The organism is Arthrobacter sp. EPSL27, assembly GCF_001512305.1.
GTDB lineage: Bacteria > Actinomycetota > Actinomycetes > Actinomycetales > Micrococcaceae > Arthrobacter.
Map to the genome: position 1 here is coordinate 202,544 of NZ_LNUT01000005.1, position 15,121 is coordinate 217,664.

Consider the following 15,121-nt stretch of genomic DNA (forward strand, 5'->3'; position numbering starts at 1 on the left):
CCGCCGGAACGGCACCGCTGCCCGGCGGGGTGGCCCTGCGCGCGATGACCGCGGCGGACATCCCGGCCGTGCACGAACTGGAGTGCCGGCTGTTTCCGGTGGACGCGTGGCCGCTGCAGATGTTTGTGGCCGAGCTGGCCCAGGCCGAGACCCGGCACTACGTCGTGGCCGAACGGTCCGGGCAGATCGTCGGCTACGCGGGCCTGATGTGCATCCGCCCCATCGCGGACGTCCAGACCATCGCCGTCGTCCCCGAGGAGGAAGGCCGGGGCATCGGCTCGGCGATGCTCACCGAACTCATCCGGGAAAGCAGGCTGCGCCGGGCCGAGGACGTGCTCCTGGAAGTCCGGGCCGACAACCCCCGCGCCCAGCAGCTCTACCGCCGCTACGGCTTTGAACAGATCCATGTCCGGCGCCGCTACTACCGCGACGGCGTCGACGCGCTGATCATGCGGCTGCGCCTCGAAACCGAACCCGCCGCCTCCGAACCCGACACGACGCCGAGGGAAGCAGACCGCCCATGACCCACTCCCAGCCAGGAGGGCCGCTGGTCCTCGGCATCGAATCCTCCTGCGACGAGACCGGCGTCGGGATTGTCCGGGGGACGCAGCTGCTGACCAACACCGTCTCCTCCTCCATGGAGGAACACGTCCGGTTCGGCGGCGTGATTCCGGAAATCGCCTCCCGCGCACACCTCGACGCCTTCGTCCCCACACTCCGCGAGGCGCTGGCGGAGGCCGGCGTGACCCTGGCGGACATCGACGCGATCGCCGTCACCTCCGGGCCCGGCCTCGCGGGTGCCCTGATGGTGGGCGTCTGCGCCGCCAAGGCGCTCGCGGTCGCCACGGGCAAGCCGCTCTACGCGATCAACCACCTCGTCGCGCACGTCGGCGTCGGGCTGCTTGAGACGGACGACGGCGGCCGGCCGGCCTCCGCGGCCCTGCCCGAGAACCTGGGCGCCCTGCTGGTCTCCGGCGGCCACACCGAAATCCTGCGCGTCCGGAACATCACCGGGGACGTTGAACTGCTGGGGTCCACCATCGACGACGCCGCCGGCGAAGCGTACGACAAGGTGGCCCGGCTCCTGGGCCTGGGCTACCCGGGCGGGCCTGCAATCGACAAGCTGGCACGCACCGGCAACGCCAAGGCCATCCGCTTCCCGCGGGGCCTCAGCCAGCCCAAGTACATGGGGACCGCGGAGGAACCCGGCCCGCACCGCTACGACTGGTCGTTCAGCGGACTCAAGACCGCCGTCGCGCGCTGCGTGGAGCAGTTCGAGGCACGTGGCGAGGAAGTGCCGGTGGCGGACATCGCCGCCGCGTTCCAGGAGGCCGTGGTGGACATCATCACGTCCAAAGCGGTGCTGGCGTGCCGGGAGAACGGCATCACCGAGCTGCTGCTGGGCGGCGGTGTGGCCGCCAATTCACGGCTGCGCCAGCTCACCGAACAGCGCTGCACCGCCGCCGGGATCCGGCTGACGGTCCCGCCGCTGGCCCTGTGTACCGACAACGGCGCCATGGTGGCGGCACTCGGCGCGCAGCTGGTGATGGCGGGCGTTGCGCCGAGCGGCATCGGCTTCGCCCCGGATTCCTCGCTGCCGGTCACCACCGTCTCGGTCTAAGGCCGGCGCCGGGCCAAGCGCCGGACGCCGGAACAAACCGGCTTAGGCGCCGGGGCCCTTGCGCATCTGATCCACCAGGTCCAGGACGACGGCGCGCAGGTCGCCGCCGTGCTCCGCCGCGACGCGCCGCTGCCGCTGGTAGCCGGCGCCGCGCTCGATGATCTTCAGGACGTCGGCCAGCTCCGCGGTGCAGCCCAGCTTCGCCGCGACGGGTTCCAGCCGTGCCACTGTCTCGCGGATGTGGTCGGTGACCAGCTGCTCGTTGCCGGCGGCGTCGAGGATGATGATGGCGTCCAGCCCGTAGCGGGCCGCGCGCCACTTGTTCTCCTGCACATGCCACGGCGGCATGGTGGGGATGGTGCCGCCGTTGTCCAAGGTGGTGGAGAATTCGTCCACCAGGCACTGCGTCAGGGCGGCGATGGCGCCGACTTCCTCGAGCGTGGCCAGCCCATCGCAGATGCGCATCTCGATGGTGCCCAGGTTCGGGACCGGGCGGATGTCCCAGCGGATCTCGGAGAGCGCGTCGATCACACCGGTGGTGAACATGTCCTGCGCGTACGCCTCGAAGTCTTCCCAGCGGGCGAACTGGAACGGCAGCCCCGCGGTAGGCAGCTGCTGGAACATCAGCGCGCGCTGCGAGGCGTAGCCGGTGTCCTCCCCGCCCCAGAACGGGCTGGAGGCGGACAGCGCCTGGAACTGGGGGAAGTAGTTGACCAGGCCGTCCAGGACCGGAAGGACCTTGTCCCTGCTGTCCAGGCCCACGTGGACGTGGACGCCGTAGATCACCATCTGGCGGCCCCACCACTGCGTGCGGTCAATGAGCTTGGCGTACCGCTCCTTGTCCGTCACGGGCTGCAGCTGCGGCGGGCTGAAGGGGTGGCTGCCGGCGCAGAACACCTCCACGCCCATGGGGTCGGTGACGTCCCGCACCGCCTGGAGGGAACTGAGCAGGTCGGCTTTCGCTTCCGCCACTGTGGTGCAGATGCCGGTGACCAGTTCCACGGTGTTCAGCAGCAGTTCCTGCTTGATGTGGGGGTGCTCGTCGTCCTCATTGAGTTCGGGATGCGCGGCGGCCACGCCGCGGAGCACTTCCTGCGCCACGGAGGCCAGCTCGCCCGTTTCCGCGTCGACGAGGGCCAGTTCCCATTCCACACCAAGAGTTGATTGCCTGGATGAAGCGAAATCAATCTTCATGTGGTCCCTTCATTGTTCAGCTGTCGATGTCCGAGCCTGCGCCGGCTGCGCCATGGGCGGATCCGCCGGACAAACGGCGGGGCAACGGTGGTCCAAGTCTAGTGCAGGGGCAGCATCGAACCGGTGGCCGGATGGCAGCGAACCCGTGACAGTGTTCACAAAAGCCTCCGCCCCGGCAAAACCGCCCTTGACGTGCCGGCCTGGCGTTTAATGGGGTGGTGCCCATCCTGAATAAAGACATGACCCTCTGCATCTCGCTCTCGGCCCGGCCGAGCAACAACGGGACGCGGTTCCACAACAACCTGTACGAACAGCTGGGCCTGAACTGGATTTACAAGGCCTTCGCCCCCACGGACCTCGCCCAGGCGATCGCCGGGGTGCGCGGCCTCGGAATCCGCGGCTGCGCCGTGTCCATGCCGTACAAGGAAGATGTCATCGCCCTCGTGGACGTGATGGACCCCTCCGCGAAGGCCATCGATTCCGTCAACACGATCGTCAACGACGGCGGCCGGCTCACCGCCTACAACACCGATTACACCGCGATCGAGCAGCTGCTGCAGCGCAACGCCGTCCCGGCGTCATACTCCGTGCTGCTGCGGGGCGCCGGCGGCATGGCCAAGGCCACCGCGGCGGCGCTGCGCGATGCCGGTTTCCGCGACGTCACCATCGTCGCGCGAAACGAGGAAGCCGGCCGGGCGCTCGCGGGGCTCTATGGCTTCGCCTGGCGCGCCGACGTCGATCCCTCCGCCACGGCCGACATGATCATCAACGTCACCCCCATCGGCATGGCGGGCGGACCGGAGTCCGGCTCGCTGTCCTTCCCGCAGGCGGTGATCGACGCCGCGAAGGTGGTGTTCGACGTCGTCGCGCTGCCGGCCGAAACCCCGCTGGTCCAGGCGGGCCGGGCGGCCGGGAAGACCGTGATCACCGGTGCGGAAGTGGCCACCATCCAGGCGCTGGAGCAGTTTGTCCTGTACACGGGGGTCCGCCCCAGCGACGCCCAGGTCCGGGCGGCCGAGGAGTTCATGCGGGCCCAGTAGCCCGCCTGCTCCGGAAATTCGGACGCCGCGCGGCCGGTCCTAGACCGGCTCCACCGCAACGGCCACCCGCTCCTCGCCGATCCTGGTCAGGACCAGGGTGGCCGTTTTCTTGCCGCTTTTCGCGGACGTCTTCCCTGCCGTGTTCTTCCCTGTGGGGAGCAGCTGTTTGCGCAGCTCCTCCGGCGTGACCGACGTGCCGCGCTTCTTGATGTCCAGGACGCCGATGCCCTGGTCCTTCACCCAGGCCTTGAGGGCCTTGACGTTGTACGGCATCACCTCCAGCACCTTGTAGGCCCGGGCGAAGGGCGTGTCGTGGAGGTCCGGGGCGCAGATGTACGCGATGTGCTCGTCCACCAGGTGCCCGCCCAGCTGGAGGGCGACGTCGGCCACCAGCCCGGCGCGGATGACGGCGCCGTCAGGCTCGTAGAGGTACCCCTCCACCGGCCCCACCGGGGCAACCGGGCCGCCGTCGAAGTCCTCGGAGCTGGTGAGCTCCGCCGCGCCCGCGGGGCCCAGGACCAGGGCAGCCCGCCGGATGCCCGGCCGCCGGACCGCGTTGAACCACAACGCCACTTCGGTCACGTCCCCGCCCACCGAGACCCACTGGGCTTCACAGTCCCCGGGGACGGAATCGTGCGGCATGCCGGGGCCCATCTTCACGCCCACGGCCAGGCCCGCGGCGGCCAGGGACTCGACGAAGGACAGCGGCGGGGAAAAATCCTCCGGGTCCCAGATCCGTTTCGTGCCCGAGGTGGATGTGGTCCGGCGGGCCGGGTCCAGCCACACGCCGTCCATCCCGTCCAGGTCCACCGCCGTCGCGTCCGCGTGGACCACGGTGGCGTTCCGGAACGGGATCAGGTTCATCGTGGCGCAGGCCGCCGTCGTCTCGTCCCTTTCCACGGCGGTGACCCGGAGGTCCAGGGACGCAAGGGCCATGGCATCGGCGCCGAGGCCGCAGCCAAGGTCGGCGACGTGCTGGACGCCGGCCTCCGCGAAACGCTGCGCATGCCGGGCCGCCACGGTGAGCCGGGTGGCCTGCTCGAGGCCTGCCTGGGTGAAGATCATCTGCCGGGCGAACTCGCCGAACTTGGCCTCGGCCTTGGTCCGCAGCCGCGACTGGGTGAGCACGGCGGAGACGAGTTCGGGGGAGTGGCCGGCTTTCCGGAGGGACGCGTTGAGGCGGAACGCCTCGTCCTCCCGGTACGGGCCCAGCGACGCCAGCAGCTCCCAGCCCTCGGGGTTGAGAAGGGGTGCGATCTGGTCCTGGGGTGCGTCAGCCATGGGATCAAGCCTAGTTCAGGGCGCGGCCGGGCCGTTCCGACCGATAGGCTTGACGGCATGGATTACAGCGGCACGGCAAACGACGGCATGGACGAAAACTACCGGTCGGACGCCGACGCCCCCCAGGACGGCGATGCCCGTCCCGCCCGCCAGGGCTTGGCCCGCTTCGCCCGGCCTGCGCTGATCGCCGGCGGCGTCATCGCCGTCGTGTGCGTGGCCCTGCTGGTCATCATCTTCATCCTGGACTCCTTCAACGCCACCGTCTATTCGGTCGGCGGGGTGGACGTCCAGGACGCCACCGATGAGGCGAAAGCCATCCGCGACAATTACGCCGGGGCGCGCGCCGGCGGCATCGTGTTCCTGGTCCTGGGTGTTGCCCTGGCCTCGGCGGGGGCCCTGGTGCTCTACCGGCACCGGAACGATCGGGCCGCCGACGACGCCGAGGACGGCGAGGACGTGGACTTCGAGGACCTCGGCGGGCGGGCGTAAAGTCCCGTCCCGGCGTTCACCGGGAACGAACTTCTGGCACTCGCCTTGACCGAGTGCTAACTCCTTACATAGAGTCGTCATTAGCACTCTCCCTAGGAGGGTGCTAACACCTGAAGCTTTGCAGCCAGGCTGCTGCCGGCACCGCGACGACGGTCTGCATGCCTTGGCGCCACCGCTTTAAAGTCCACGAATTTGCTGACGAAAAGGAGAGGTCCTTGTCGGTCTCTATTAAGCCTCTTGAGGATCGTATTGTTGTCCGCCCGCTCGAAGCCGAGCAGACCACGGCTTCCGGCCTGGTTATCCCGGACTCCGCACAGGAGAAGCCGCAGGAAGGCGAAGTTGTCGCAGTAGGCCCCGGCCGCTTCGACGACAACGGCAACCGCGTTCCGGTCGACGTCACTGTCGGCGACGTTGTCATCTACTCCAAGTACGGCGGAACTGAAGTCAAGACCGGCGGCACCGAGTACCTCGTGCTGTCCGCCCGCGACGTCCTGGCGATCGTCGTAAAGTAACTCTCTTGGACCCCGCGCCGCCGATCCTTCTTTGACGGGTCAGTTGCGCGGGGTTCTGTCTTGAAAGGACAAAACCATGGCAAAGCAGCTTGCGTTTGACGACGCTGCCCGCCGGTCGCTTGAAGCCGGCATCGATAAGCTCGCCAACACGGTCAAGGTGACGCTCGGCCCGCGCGGCCGCAACGTCGTGCTGGACAAGAAGTGGGGCGCCCCCACGATCACCAACGACGGCGTCACCATCGCCCGTGAAGTCGAACTGGACGACCCGTACGAGAACCTTGGCGCGCAGCTTGCCAAGGAGGTCGCCACCAAGACCAACGATGTTGCCGGCGACGGCACCACCACCGCCACGGTGCTGGCCCAGGCCCTGGTCAAGGAAGGCCTCCGCAACGTAGCGGCCGGCGCCGCTCCCGGCCAGATCAAGCGCGGCATCGAGGTCTCGGTTGAGGCCGTGGCCGCCCGCCTGCTGGAGAACGCCCGCCCGGTCGAAGGCACCCAGGTCGCCAACGTCGCGTCCATCTCCGCCCAGAGCGACGAGGTCGGCGAGCTGCTGGCCGAGGCGTTCGGCAAGGTCGGCAAGGATGGTGTGATCACCATCGAGGAGTCCTCCACCACGCAGACCGAACTGGTCCTCACCGAGGGCATGCAGTTCGACAAGGGCTACCTGTCCCCGTACTTCGTCACCGACGCGGAACGCCAGGAAGCCGTCCTCGAAGACGCCCTGATTCTGATCAACCAGGGCAAGATCTCCTCGGTCCAGGACTTCCTGCCGCTGCTGGAAAAGGCGCTGCAGAGCTCCAAGCCGCTGTTCATCATCGCCGAGGACGTCGAGGGCGAGGCCCTGTCCACGCTGATCGTCAACCGCATCCGCGGCACCCTGAACGTTGTCGCCGTCAAGGCTCCGGGCTTCGGCGACCGCCGCAAGGCCATGCTGCAGGACATCGCCACCCTCACCGGTGCGCAGGTTGTCTCCCCGGAACTGGGCCTGAGCCTGGACACGGTGGGCCTCGAGGTGCTGGGTACCGCCCGGCGCATCACGGTCACCAAGGACAACACCACCATCGTTGACGGCGCCGGATCGGCCGAGGACGTCGCAGCCCGGGTTTCCCAGCTGCGCGCCGAGCTGTCCCGCACCGACTCCGACTGGGACAAGGAAAAGCTGCAGGAACGCCTGGCCAAGCTGGCCGGCGGCATCGGCGTCATCAAGGTCGGCGCGGCCACCGAGGTGGAGCTGAAGGAAAAGAAGCACCGCATCGAAGACGCCGTGTCCTCCACCCGCGCCGCCCTCGAAGAGGGCATCGTGGCCGGCGGCGGCTCCGCCCTCATCCACGCCCTCAAGGCGCTCGACGAGGATCCGGCCGTCCAGGCCCTCGAAGGTGACGCGGCTGCCGCCGTCGGCATCGTCCGCCGGGCACTGACCCAGCCGCTGCGCTGGATCGCCCAGAACGCCGGCTTCGACGGCTACGTCGTCGTCGCCAAGGTGGCCGACGCGGCCATCAACCAGGGCTTCAACGCCAAGACCGGCGAGTACGAGGACCTGATCGCCGCCGGCGTCATCGACCCCGTCAAGGTCACCCGCGCTGCCCTCCGCAACGCGGCGTCCATCGCGGCACTGGTGCTCACCACGGAAACCCTCGTGGTCGAGAAGCCGGCCGAAGAGGACGAGCACGCAGGCCACAGCCACTGACCCTCGCGTCAACGGCTCACCGCCAACAAGAAACCGGTCCAGCAGTGCTGGGCCGGTTTTTTGTGCGCCGTGGATGGTTCCGGGCCGGGCCGGGCCGGGGCCGGGCCTGGCCGTCAGGCCGTCATCTCCCGCGTTTCCACGCCGCCCCCAGGCTCGTACACCAGCGAGACGGCACCTGCGGGGAAGCTGCGCGCCGGCTCGGCGAGGCGGAACGTGGCGGGCACCGTTCCGGCGTCGAAGAGGCGCTTGCCCTGCCCAAGGACCACCGGGTACAGCCACAGGTGGAGGCGGTCCAGGACCCCTGCCGCCAGCAGCGACCGGATCAGGACCCCGCTGCCGAACATGAGCACCTGCCGGTACTGGTCCCGGAGCCCGCCCGCTGCCGCGGCATCCGGAAGGACCGTGGTGCCTGCCCACGCGGGGTCCTGCAGGGAAGATGACACCACGAACTTGGGCACCCGGTTGAGCGCCCCGGCGATCGCATCCGACTGGTGGGGCCAGTACGCCGCGAAGATGTCGTAGGTTCTCCGGCCGAGGAGGAGGGCATCCATCGTCGCGATGTCGGCCGCGACGGCCGCGCCGGATTCGTCATCGGACACCGGCGCCTGCCAGCCCCCGAAAGCGAAGCCGCCTTCGGGGTCTTCTTCACGGCCGCCCGGCGCCTGGTAGACGCCGTCGAGGGTGATGAACAGGTTCGCCACGATGATCCCCACCCGCCCATTGTGGAAGCAGCACCCGGGCCATGTCCAGTGCCGTGGCAGGATGGTGCCATGCTGCTCCTTGAGCTCGTGGAAACCACAACAGCCGTCGCATCAACCCGGTCCCGGCTGGCAAAGGTCGATGCCCTGGCCCAGCTTCTGGGCCGCCTCGAGCCGGCGGAGATCCCGACGGCGGTGGGTCTGCTCAGTGCCAAGCCCCGCCAGGGCCGTGTGGGCGTGGGCTGGAGCGGCATGGCGGCGGCCAAGGAAGAACCAGCCGCGGAGCCCAGCCTCACCGTGGCCGATCTGGATGACGCGCTGGACCGGCTCCTGGCCGCCGCGGGCACAGGCTCGGGCGGGGAGCGGGCCGCCATCCTCCGGACGCTGCTGGCGGCGGCCACCGCGTCAGAGCAGTCCTTCATCGCCGGCGTGCTGCTCGGGGAGCTGCGCACCGGCGCCCTGGAGGGAGTGCTGACGGACGCCGTTGCCCGCGCCGCCGGCAGGCCCGTCGCGGCGGTGCGGCGTGCGGCCATGCTTTCCGGCGACCTCGGGGGCGCCGCCCTCCTGGCGCTCACCGGCACGGAGGCCGAGCTCGACGCCGTCGGTCTGGTGGTGGGCCGTCCGGTGCAACCCATGCTGGCCGCGACCGCGGCCAGTGCCGGTGCAGCCCTGGAAGCCACGGGGGAGGCCTCGGTGGAATACAAGCTCGACGGCGCCCGCATCCAGGTGCACCGCTCCGGCGACGACGTGCGCATCTACACCCGGAACCTCGCGGAGGTGACGCACCGGCTGCCCGAGGTGGCGGACCTGGTCCGCGGGCTGCCGGTGCAGGACGTGATCCTCGACGGCGAAACGCTCGCCCTGGACGAGGAGGGCGCCCCGCGGCCCTTCCAGGAAACCATGTCCCGCTTCGGCGCCGATGCGGTCCGGGAAACGCTGCTGCACCCCTGGTTTTTCGACGTGCTCCACATCGACGGGCGCGACCTGCTGGACGAACCGCTGGCTACCCGCATCGAGGTCCTGGAGCGTGTGGCACCCGCACACCGGATCCCGGGGGAAATCACCGCCGATCCTGACGTTGCCGAGCGGGTGTCCCGGGATGCACTCGCCGCCGGCCACGAGGGCGTGGTGGTCAAAGCGATCGGATCGGCCTACGCCGCCGGCCGGCGCGGCTCCAACTGGGTGAAGGTGAAACCGGTGCACACCTACGACCTGGTGGTGCTTGCGTGCGAATGGGGCTCGGGCCGCCGCACCGGCATGCTCTCCAACCTGCACCTCGGGGCACTGGATCCCGGCGGGGAGTTCGGTGAACCGGGCGGCTACGTCATGGTGGGCAAGACCTTCAAGGGCCTCACGGACGAGCTGCTGCGCTGGCAGACCGTAAGGTTCCAGGAGCTGGAGGTGCGGCGCACGGCAGGCACCGTCTGGGTGGAGCCGGTCACCGTCGTCGAAATAGCGATCGACGGCGTGCAGCAGTCGCCACGCTACCCGGGCGGGATCGCCCTGCGGTTTGCGCGCGTCAAGCGTTACCGGGAGGACAAGGCCCCTGCGGAAGCAGACACGATCCAGACCCTCCGCGCCCTGCTGCGGCCCTAGGGAAGAGGCCTAGCGAAGAGGCCTGGCGAAGAGGCGGAATCAGGCCTGGCGGCGGGTCCCGCTCCGCTGGCGTTTCAGGGTCCGGGCCACTCCGCCCGGAAGGCGCTTGGTCACCATCCGGTAGAAGAGCAGCACCGCGACGGCGGCCACCACAATGCCGACGAGGTTGAGCAGCAGTTGAAGCGCGGAGCCGGCCGCCTTCTGGTATTCGCCCAGCACCAAAGCCACCGCCACGAACCCTGCGGCGGGCACGGTGGTCACGGAAATGAAGACGCCCACCAGGGCGGCAGAGCGGCGGCTGATGACGGACAGCATCCCTGCAGTGCCGGCCAGCACGGCAACTATCAGCGAATACGGGCCCGTGTGGTAGATGAAGTCGGTTGCTGAATTGCGGTCCAGGACATCGGAGGGGAAGAGGCCCAGCGGCACGGAGAGCCACGCCGTGAAGGCCGCGGCCAGCATCGCCAGGGGGAAGCCGACGCCGAGGGCGATCGCCGCACGGCGTCCCAGCTTCCACTGCCGCCGCGCCAGGGCCACGGCCAGCGCCGCCAGCGGGCCGAATTCGGGTCCCACAGCCATCGCACCCACAATGGCGATGGTGGAGTCCGTCACAATGCCGATGGCCGCGAGCTGGGTCGCCAGGATGAGGAACGCCAGGTAGCTCCACGTCAGCCGGGAGTCCTCGCCGGTCTGCCGTGACACTTCGTCCCAGATGACGGCGTCCGCGCCTTCGCCTGGCGCCTCCGCGGTGGCTTTGTCCGCCCGGTCGGAGAGCACCAGTTCGGGCATGGTGACGGAGATCGAACCTTGTTCCTGGACGTCAAGGGCGTGGAGTTTCTCCACCAGGGCCTCCACCGACTCCCGGGCGACCAGGATGTGGATGACGTCCCCGGGCGGAACCACTGACGCGCCGCGCTGGCGGGAAATCTCGGCAACGCCGAGCTCGCCGGTGGAGCAGTCCACCACGGCGTCGGACAACGCTTCGGGGACAAAAATGCGCATTTGTGCGATCACGATCCGGCCTCCTCTGGCTCGTTACAGGGTAGCCGCCGGGCCCGTGGATGACCGGCCCGGCGGCGGTTTCCCGGCCGTCCGGATTCGCCAGAGAAATTACGGATCGGTAACATTGATGCTTTGGAAACCGGCCTGAAGGGGCAACTTGTGTCGAACCAGCGAACTGTGACCAGCCCGCAGCCCGCGGACTCGGGTTCGCCGGCGCGCGCAAAAACGGGCTACCGGCCCGAAGTGCAGGGGCTGCGTGCCCTCGCGGTGCTGATGGTGGTCACCTACCACGTGTGGCTGGGGCGCGTCTCCGGCGGCGTGGACATCTTCCTGCTGATCTCGGCATTCCTGATGACCCTCAGCTTCGCCCGCAAGGTCGAGGCCGGAAAGCCCCTGCGGCTCCTGAGCCACTGGCTCCACCTGCTCAAGCGGCTGCTGCCCGCCGTGGTGGTGGTGGTCCTCGGCGTCCTGGCCGGCACCCGCGTGGTCCTGCCGCAGAGCCGCTGGCCGGACGTGCTGGACCAGGCCTGGGCCTCGCTGCTGTACCGCCAGAACTGGCTTCTGGCGGACACCGCCGTCGACTACTACGCCCAGGACCACGCCGGGGCCAGCCCGCTGCAGCACTTCTGGTCCCTGTCCATCCAGGGCCAGGTGTTCCTGCTCTGGCCGCTGGTGTTCGCCGGGGCGGCCCTGCTGCTGCGGTTCCTGCGCCGGACCCCGCTGGGGGACCGGGTCAGCTACCCTGCACTCCTGGCCGCGGCCTTCGGCGCCATCTTTGTGGTGTCGCTGGTGTTCTCCATCGAGCAGACCGCCACCAACCAGGCCTACGCCTACTTCGACACCCGCACCCGCCTGTGGGAGTTCGCCCTCGGCTCGCTCCTGGCCCTCGCCCTGCCGCACCTGAAGCCCGGCAAGGCGCTCCGGGTGGTCCTGGGCTGGGCCGGCCTCGCCGCGATGCTCTCCTGCGGCCTGCTGCTCACTGTGGACCGCTCCTTCCCCGGCTTCATCGCGCTGTGGCCCACGCTGGCCGCGGCGGCCATCATCGTCGCCGGGCAGAGCGGCAGCCGCTTCGGCGTGGACCGCTTCCTGACCTGGAAACCGCTGGTGGCGCTGGGGGACAACTCCTACGCCCTGTACCTGTGGCACTGGCCGCTGCTGGTGCTGGCGCTCGCCGCCACGGGCATCGCCGCGCCCAACCTTGTCCAGGGCCTGCTGATCGTCGCCGCGTCCATCGTGCTGGCCGTGCTGACCACCCGGTTCGTGGAAAAGCCGCTGCGCGAATGGCACTGGCCCCAGCGCCGGGTCTGGCGCACCGCCGTCGTGATCGCAGCCTGCGGCGCCCTGCTGGCCGGACCGGTCTCCGTGTGGCAGAGCAAAATGATGGCGGACGAGGCCGTCGCGGCCGCGCAGCCGAAGGAACTGACCCCCGGCGCCGCCGCCCTGGCCCCCGAAAACGCGGGCAAGCCGACGCCGGAGGCCAAGATCATTCCGGCGCCCGTCGCCATGAAGAACGAATGGGCCGACGTCGACGGGCTCTGCACGGACGACAACGTCCCCGCCGACCCGCTGCTGGCGGGCTGCCTGCAGAACAGCCGCCCGGACACCGTCACCAAACGCATCGTGGTGCTCGGCGACTCCCACGCCCAGCAGTACATGGCGGCGCTGGGGCCCATCGCCCGCAGCCACGGCTGGGAAGTGGTCACGCTCCTGAAGGGCAACTGCCGCTTCGGCGGTGAATCCCCGGAACGCGACCCGGAATGCAACGCCTTCAACAAGGCCAGCGCGCAGTACGTCCTGGACCACAAGCCCGACGCCGTCTTCACCGTCGCGTCCCTGACGCACAAGGAAGCACCCTTCGAAACAGAGGTGCCGCAGTACCTCGAAGGGATCAGGCCGTTCACCGACGCCGGCATGGAAGTGGTAGGCATCCGCGACAACCCCCGGTTCGCCACCAACATGCCCGAATGCGTCCAGAAGAAGGGTCCTGACGCCGCCGACTGCAACGTGCCGCTCGAGGAGTCCCTCGCCGCGTCCTCACCGCTGGACGCCTACCGCGGGCAGGTGCCGGGGCTGTACCTGATGGACCTCAGCGACTTCATCTGCGCCGGCGGAACCTGCCCGGCCGTCGTCGGGAACGTGTACGTCTACAAGGACGACAACCACCTGACCAAGACGTACGTCCAGACCATGATCCCCATGTTCGAACAGCGCCTGCTGGCGGCCACCGGCTGGAAGTAACTCCCCGCCGCCACCCGCCCGGTGCCGTTGCTCACATTACTGCCCCGGAATATGGGGATCGGCGCCAAGGTTCTACTATTTATTCAATACTTCTGCACAGGCCATGCCCGTAATGACGGGCTGGTCATCTGTTGCAACCCCTACCCGTGAACCCGCAACCAAGGTAAGAGGCGCACTCATGACCCAGCCCGAACACAACCCCTTCGGCTTCATTGGACTGACCTACGACGACGTCCTCCTGCTGCCCGGCCACACGGATGTCATCCCCTCCGAGGCCGACACCTCGTCCCGGATCTCCAAGCGCATCTCGGTGCAGACCCCGCTGCTGTCCGCCGCGATGGACACGGTCACCGAGTCTCGGATGGCCATCGCCATGGCCCGCCAGGGCGGCCTCGGCGTCGTCCACCGCAACCTCTCCATCGCCGACCAGGCCGACCAGGTGGACCGGGTCAAGCGCAGCGAGTCCGGCATGATCACCAACCCGCTCACCATCGGCCCGGAAGCCACCCTGGCCGAGCTCGACGAGATCTGCTCGCACTACCGGGTCTCCGGCCTGCCCGTCGTGGACGAGGGCATGCGCCTGCTGGGCATCGTCACCAACCGCGACACCCGCTTTGTGCCCGAGGCCGACTTCGCGATCCGGCTGGTGAGCGACGTCATGACCAAGATGCCGCTGGTCACCGGCCACGTCGGCATCAGCCGCGAGGAAGCCTCGCACAAGCTGGCCACCAACAAGATCGAAAAGCTCCCGCTCGTGGACGAGCAGGGCCGGCTCAAGGGCCTCATCACCACCAAGGACTTCACCAAGGCCGAGCAGTACCCGCTGGCCACCAAGGACGACGAGGGCCGCCTGCGCGTCGGCGCGGCCATCGGCTTCTTCGGCGACGGCTGGGAGCGGGCCATGGCCCTGATCGACGCCGGCGTGGACGCCCTCTTCGTCGACACCGCCAACGGCCACTCCCAGGGCGTGCTGGACATGATCCGCCGCCTGAAGTCCGATCCGGTGGCGGCTCACGTGGACGTCATCGGCGGCCAGGCCGCCACCCGCGAGGGCGCCCAGGCGCTGATCGACGCCGGTGCCGACGGCATCAAGGTGGGCGTCGGTCCCGGCTCGATCTGCACCACGCGTGTGGTCGCCGGCGTCGGCGTCCCGCAGATCACCGCCATCTATGAGTCCGCCAAGGCCGCCATCCCGGCGGGCGTGCCGCTGATCGCCGACGGCGGCCTGCAGTACTCGGGCGACATCGGCAAGGCGCTGGTCGCCGGCGCGGACACCGTGATGCTCGGCTCCCTGCTGGCCGGCTGCGACGAGTCCCCGGGCGACCTGATCTTCGTCAACGGCAAGCAGTTCAAGCTCTACCGCGGCATGGGCTCGCTCGGGGCCATGCAGACCCGCGGCAAGAATACCTCGTACTCCAAGGACCGCTACTTCCAGGCCGACGTCTCCGGCGATGACAAGCTCATCCCCGAAGGCATCGAGGGCCGGGTGGCCTACCGCGGCCCGCTGGCCTCGGTGGCCTACCAGCTGGTGGGCGGCCTCCGCCAGACCATGTTCTACACCGGCGCCCCGACCGTCCCTGAGCTCAAGGCCCGCGGCAAGTTCGTCCGGATCACCCCGGCCGGGCTGAAGGAATCCCACCCGCACGACATCCAGATGACGGTGGAGGCACCGAACTACGGTTCGCGCTGACCCGACCCACAGCCCGACTGACACGCAGCAGGGGCCGTTCTGAACGCTCAGAACGGCCCCTGCTGCGTGTCAG

Annotated in this window: 13 protein-coding genes; 9 read left to right on the top strand and 4 right to left on the bottom strand. The window is 69.1% G+C overall.

The features are described 5' to 3' along the window. The first annotated feature begins 44 nt into the window (after positions 1–44). Together rimI and tsaD are read left to right on the top strand one after the other, a co-directional pair. Entirely contained in the window at positions 45–524 is a 480-nt protein-coding gene (rimI, locus tag AR539_RS11890) for a ribosomal protein S18-alanine N-acetyltransferase (protein WP_066439921.1), read from the top strand. Beyond that, positions 521–1,621 carry a tRNA (adenosine(37)-N6)-threonylcarbamoyltransferase complex transferase subunit TsaD gene (tsaD, locus tag AR539_RS11895; protein WP_066437013.1) on the top strand — a complete coding sequence of 367 codons (1,101 nt, stop codon included), beginning with the start codon at positions 521–523 and terminating at the stop codon, positions 1,619–1,621. Before rimI ends, tsaD begins: the two co-directional genes overlap by 4 nt. 42 nt (positions 1,622–1,663) lie before the next feature. Here tsaD and AR539_RS11900 read toward each other — a convergent pair whose 3' ends face one another. Continuing rightward, entirely contained in the window at positions 1,664–2,815 is a 1,152-nt protein-coding gene (locus AR539_RS11900; RefSeq protein WP_066437015.1) for a glutamate--cysteine ligase, read from the bottom strand. Between the two features lie 218 nt (positions 2,816–3,033). On the opposite strand from AR539_RS11900, the gene AR539_RS11905 reads away from it, so the two are divergent. After that, positions 3,034–3,855 (top strand): shikimate 5-dehydrogenase, encoded by an 822-nt coding sequence (locus AR539_RS11905; RefSeq protein ID WP_269433703.1) that lies wholly within the window; start codon positions 3,034–3,036, stop codon positions 3,853–3,855. Positions 3,856–3,894: 39 nt separating this feature from the next. Here AR539_RS11905 and AR539_RS11910 read toward each other — a convergent pair whose 3' ends face one another. After that, entirely contained in the window at positions 3,895–5,136 is a 1,242-nt protein-coding gene (locus AR539_RS11910) for a class I SAM-dependent methyltransferase (RefSeq protein WP_066437024.1), read from the bottom strand. Between the two features lie 57 nt (positions 5,137–5,193). Between AR539_RS11910 and AR539_RS11915 the strand changes: the two genes are divergently transcribed. The 3 genes from AR539_RS11915 (at position 5,194) to groL (ending at position 7,824) form a co-directional block, all read left to right on the top strand. Continuing rightward, positions 5,194–5,625 (top strand): hypothetical protein, encoded by a 432-nt coding sequence (locus tag AR539_RS11915; RefSeq protein ID WP_231728598.1) that lies wholly within the window; start codon positions 5,194–5,196, stop codon positions 5,623–5,625. Between the two features lie 215 nt (positions 5,626–5,840). After that, positions 5,841–6,137, top strand: a complete 297-nt coding sequence (gene groES, locus AR539_RS11920; RefSeq protein WP_066437027.1) for a co-chaperone GroES — start codon at positions 5,841–5,843, stop codon at positions 6,135–6,137. Positions 6,138–6,213: 76 nt separating this feature from the next. Beyond that, positions 6,214–7,824 carry a chaperonin GroEL gene (gene groL / locus AR539_RS11925; protein WP_066437029.1) on the top strand — a complete coding sequence of 537 codons (1,611 nt, stop codon included), beginning with the start codon at positions 6,214–6,216 and terminating at the stop codon, positions 7,822–7,824. A 113-nt stretch (positions 7,825–7,937) separates the two neighbouring features. Here groL and AR539_RS11930 read toward each other — a convergent pair whose 3' ends face one another. Next, positions 7,938–8,537, bottom strand: coding sequence for a dihydrofolate reductase family protein (locus AR539_RS11930; protein ID WP_066437032.1), 600 nt, complete (start codon positions 8,535–8,537; stop codon positions 7,938–7,940). Between the two features lie 57 nt (positions 8,538–8,594). Here AR539_RS11930 and AR539_RS11935 point away from each other — a divergent pair, with 57 nt between their 5' ends. After that, positions 8,595–10,118: an ATP-dependent DNA ligase gene (locus AR539_RS11935; RefSeq protein WP_066437033.1), complete on the top strand. Its 1,524-nt coding sequence runs from the start codon at positions 8,595–8,597 to the stop codon at positions 10,116–10,118. Positions 10,119–10,157: 39 nt separating this feature from the next. On the opposite strand, the gene AR539_RS11940 is transcribed toward AR539_RS11935, so the two are convergent. Then, complete coding sequence (locus AR539_RS11940) at positions 10,158–11,132, bottom strand: DUF389 domain-containing protein (protein ID WP_231728599.1); 975 nt, start codon at positions 11,130–11,132, stop codon at positions 10,158–10,160. Between the two features lie 165 nt (positions 11,133–11,297). Between AR539_RS11940 and AR539_RS11945 the strand changes: the two genes are divergently transcribed. Continuing rightward, positions 11,298–13,358: an acyltransferase family protein gene (locus AR539_RS11945; protein ID WP_066439925.1), complete on the top strand. Its 2,061-nt coding sequence runs from the start codon at positions 11,298–11,300 to the stop codon at positions 13,356–13,358. Positions 13,359–13,536: 178 nt separating this feature from the next. Then, positions 13,537–15,048, top strand: coding sequence for an IMP dehydrogenase (guaB, locus tag AR539_RS11950; RefSeq protein ID WP_066437036.1), 1,512 nt, complete (start codon positions 13,537–13,539; stop codon positions 15,046–15,048). Positions 15,049–15,121: the final 73 nt, after the last annotated feature.

Excerpts from the sequence above, each read along its gene's own strand:
- rimI (WP_066439921.1), top strand. The coding sequence starts at position 45 with ATGACCGCGGCGGACATCCCGGCCGTGCACGAACTGGAGTGCCGGCTG.
- tsaD (WP_066437013.1), top strand. The coding sequence starts at position 521 with ATGACCCACTCCCAGCCAGGAGGGCCGCTGGTCCTCGGCATCGAATCC.
- AR539_RS11900 (WP_066437015.1), bottom strand. The coding sequence starts at position 2,815 with ATGAAGATTGATTTCGCTTCATCCAGGCAATCAACTCTTGGTGTGGAA.
- AR539_RS11910 (WP_066437024.1), bottom strand. The coding sequence starts at position 5,136 with ATGGCTGACGCACCCCAGGACCAGATCGCACCCCTTCTCAACCCCGAG.
- AR539_RS11915 (WP_231728598.1), top strand. The coding sequence starts at position 5,194 with ATGGATTACAGCGGCACGGCAAACGACGGCATGGACGAAAACTACCGG.
- groL (WP_066437029.1), top strand. The coding sequence starts at position 6,214 with ATGGCAAAGCAGCTTGCGTTTGACGACGCTGCCCGCCGGTCGCTTGAA.
- AR539_RS11935 (WP_066437033.1), top strand. The coding sequence starts at position 8,595 with ATGCTGCTCCTTGAGCTCGTGGAAACCACAACAGCCGTCGCATCAACC.
- guaB (WP_066437036.1), top strand. The coding sequence starts at position 13,537 with ATGACCCAGCCCGAACACAACCCCTTCGGCTTCATTGGACTGACCTAC.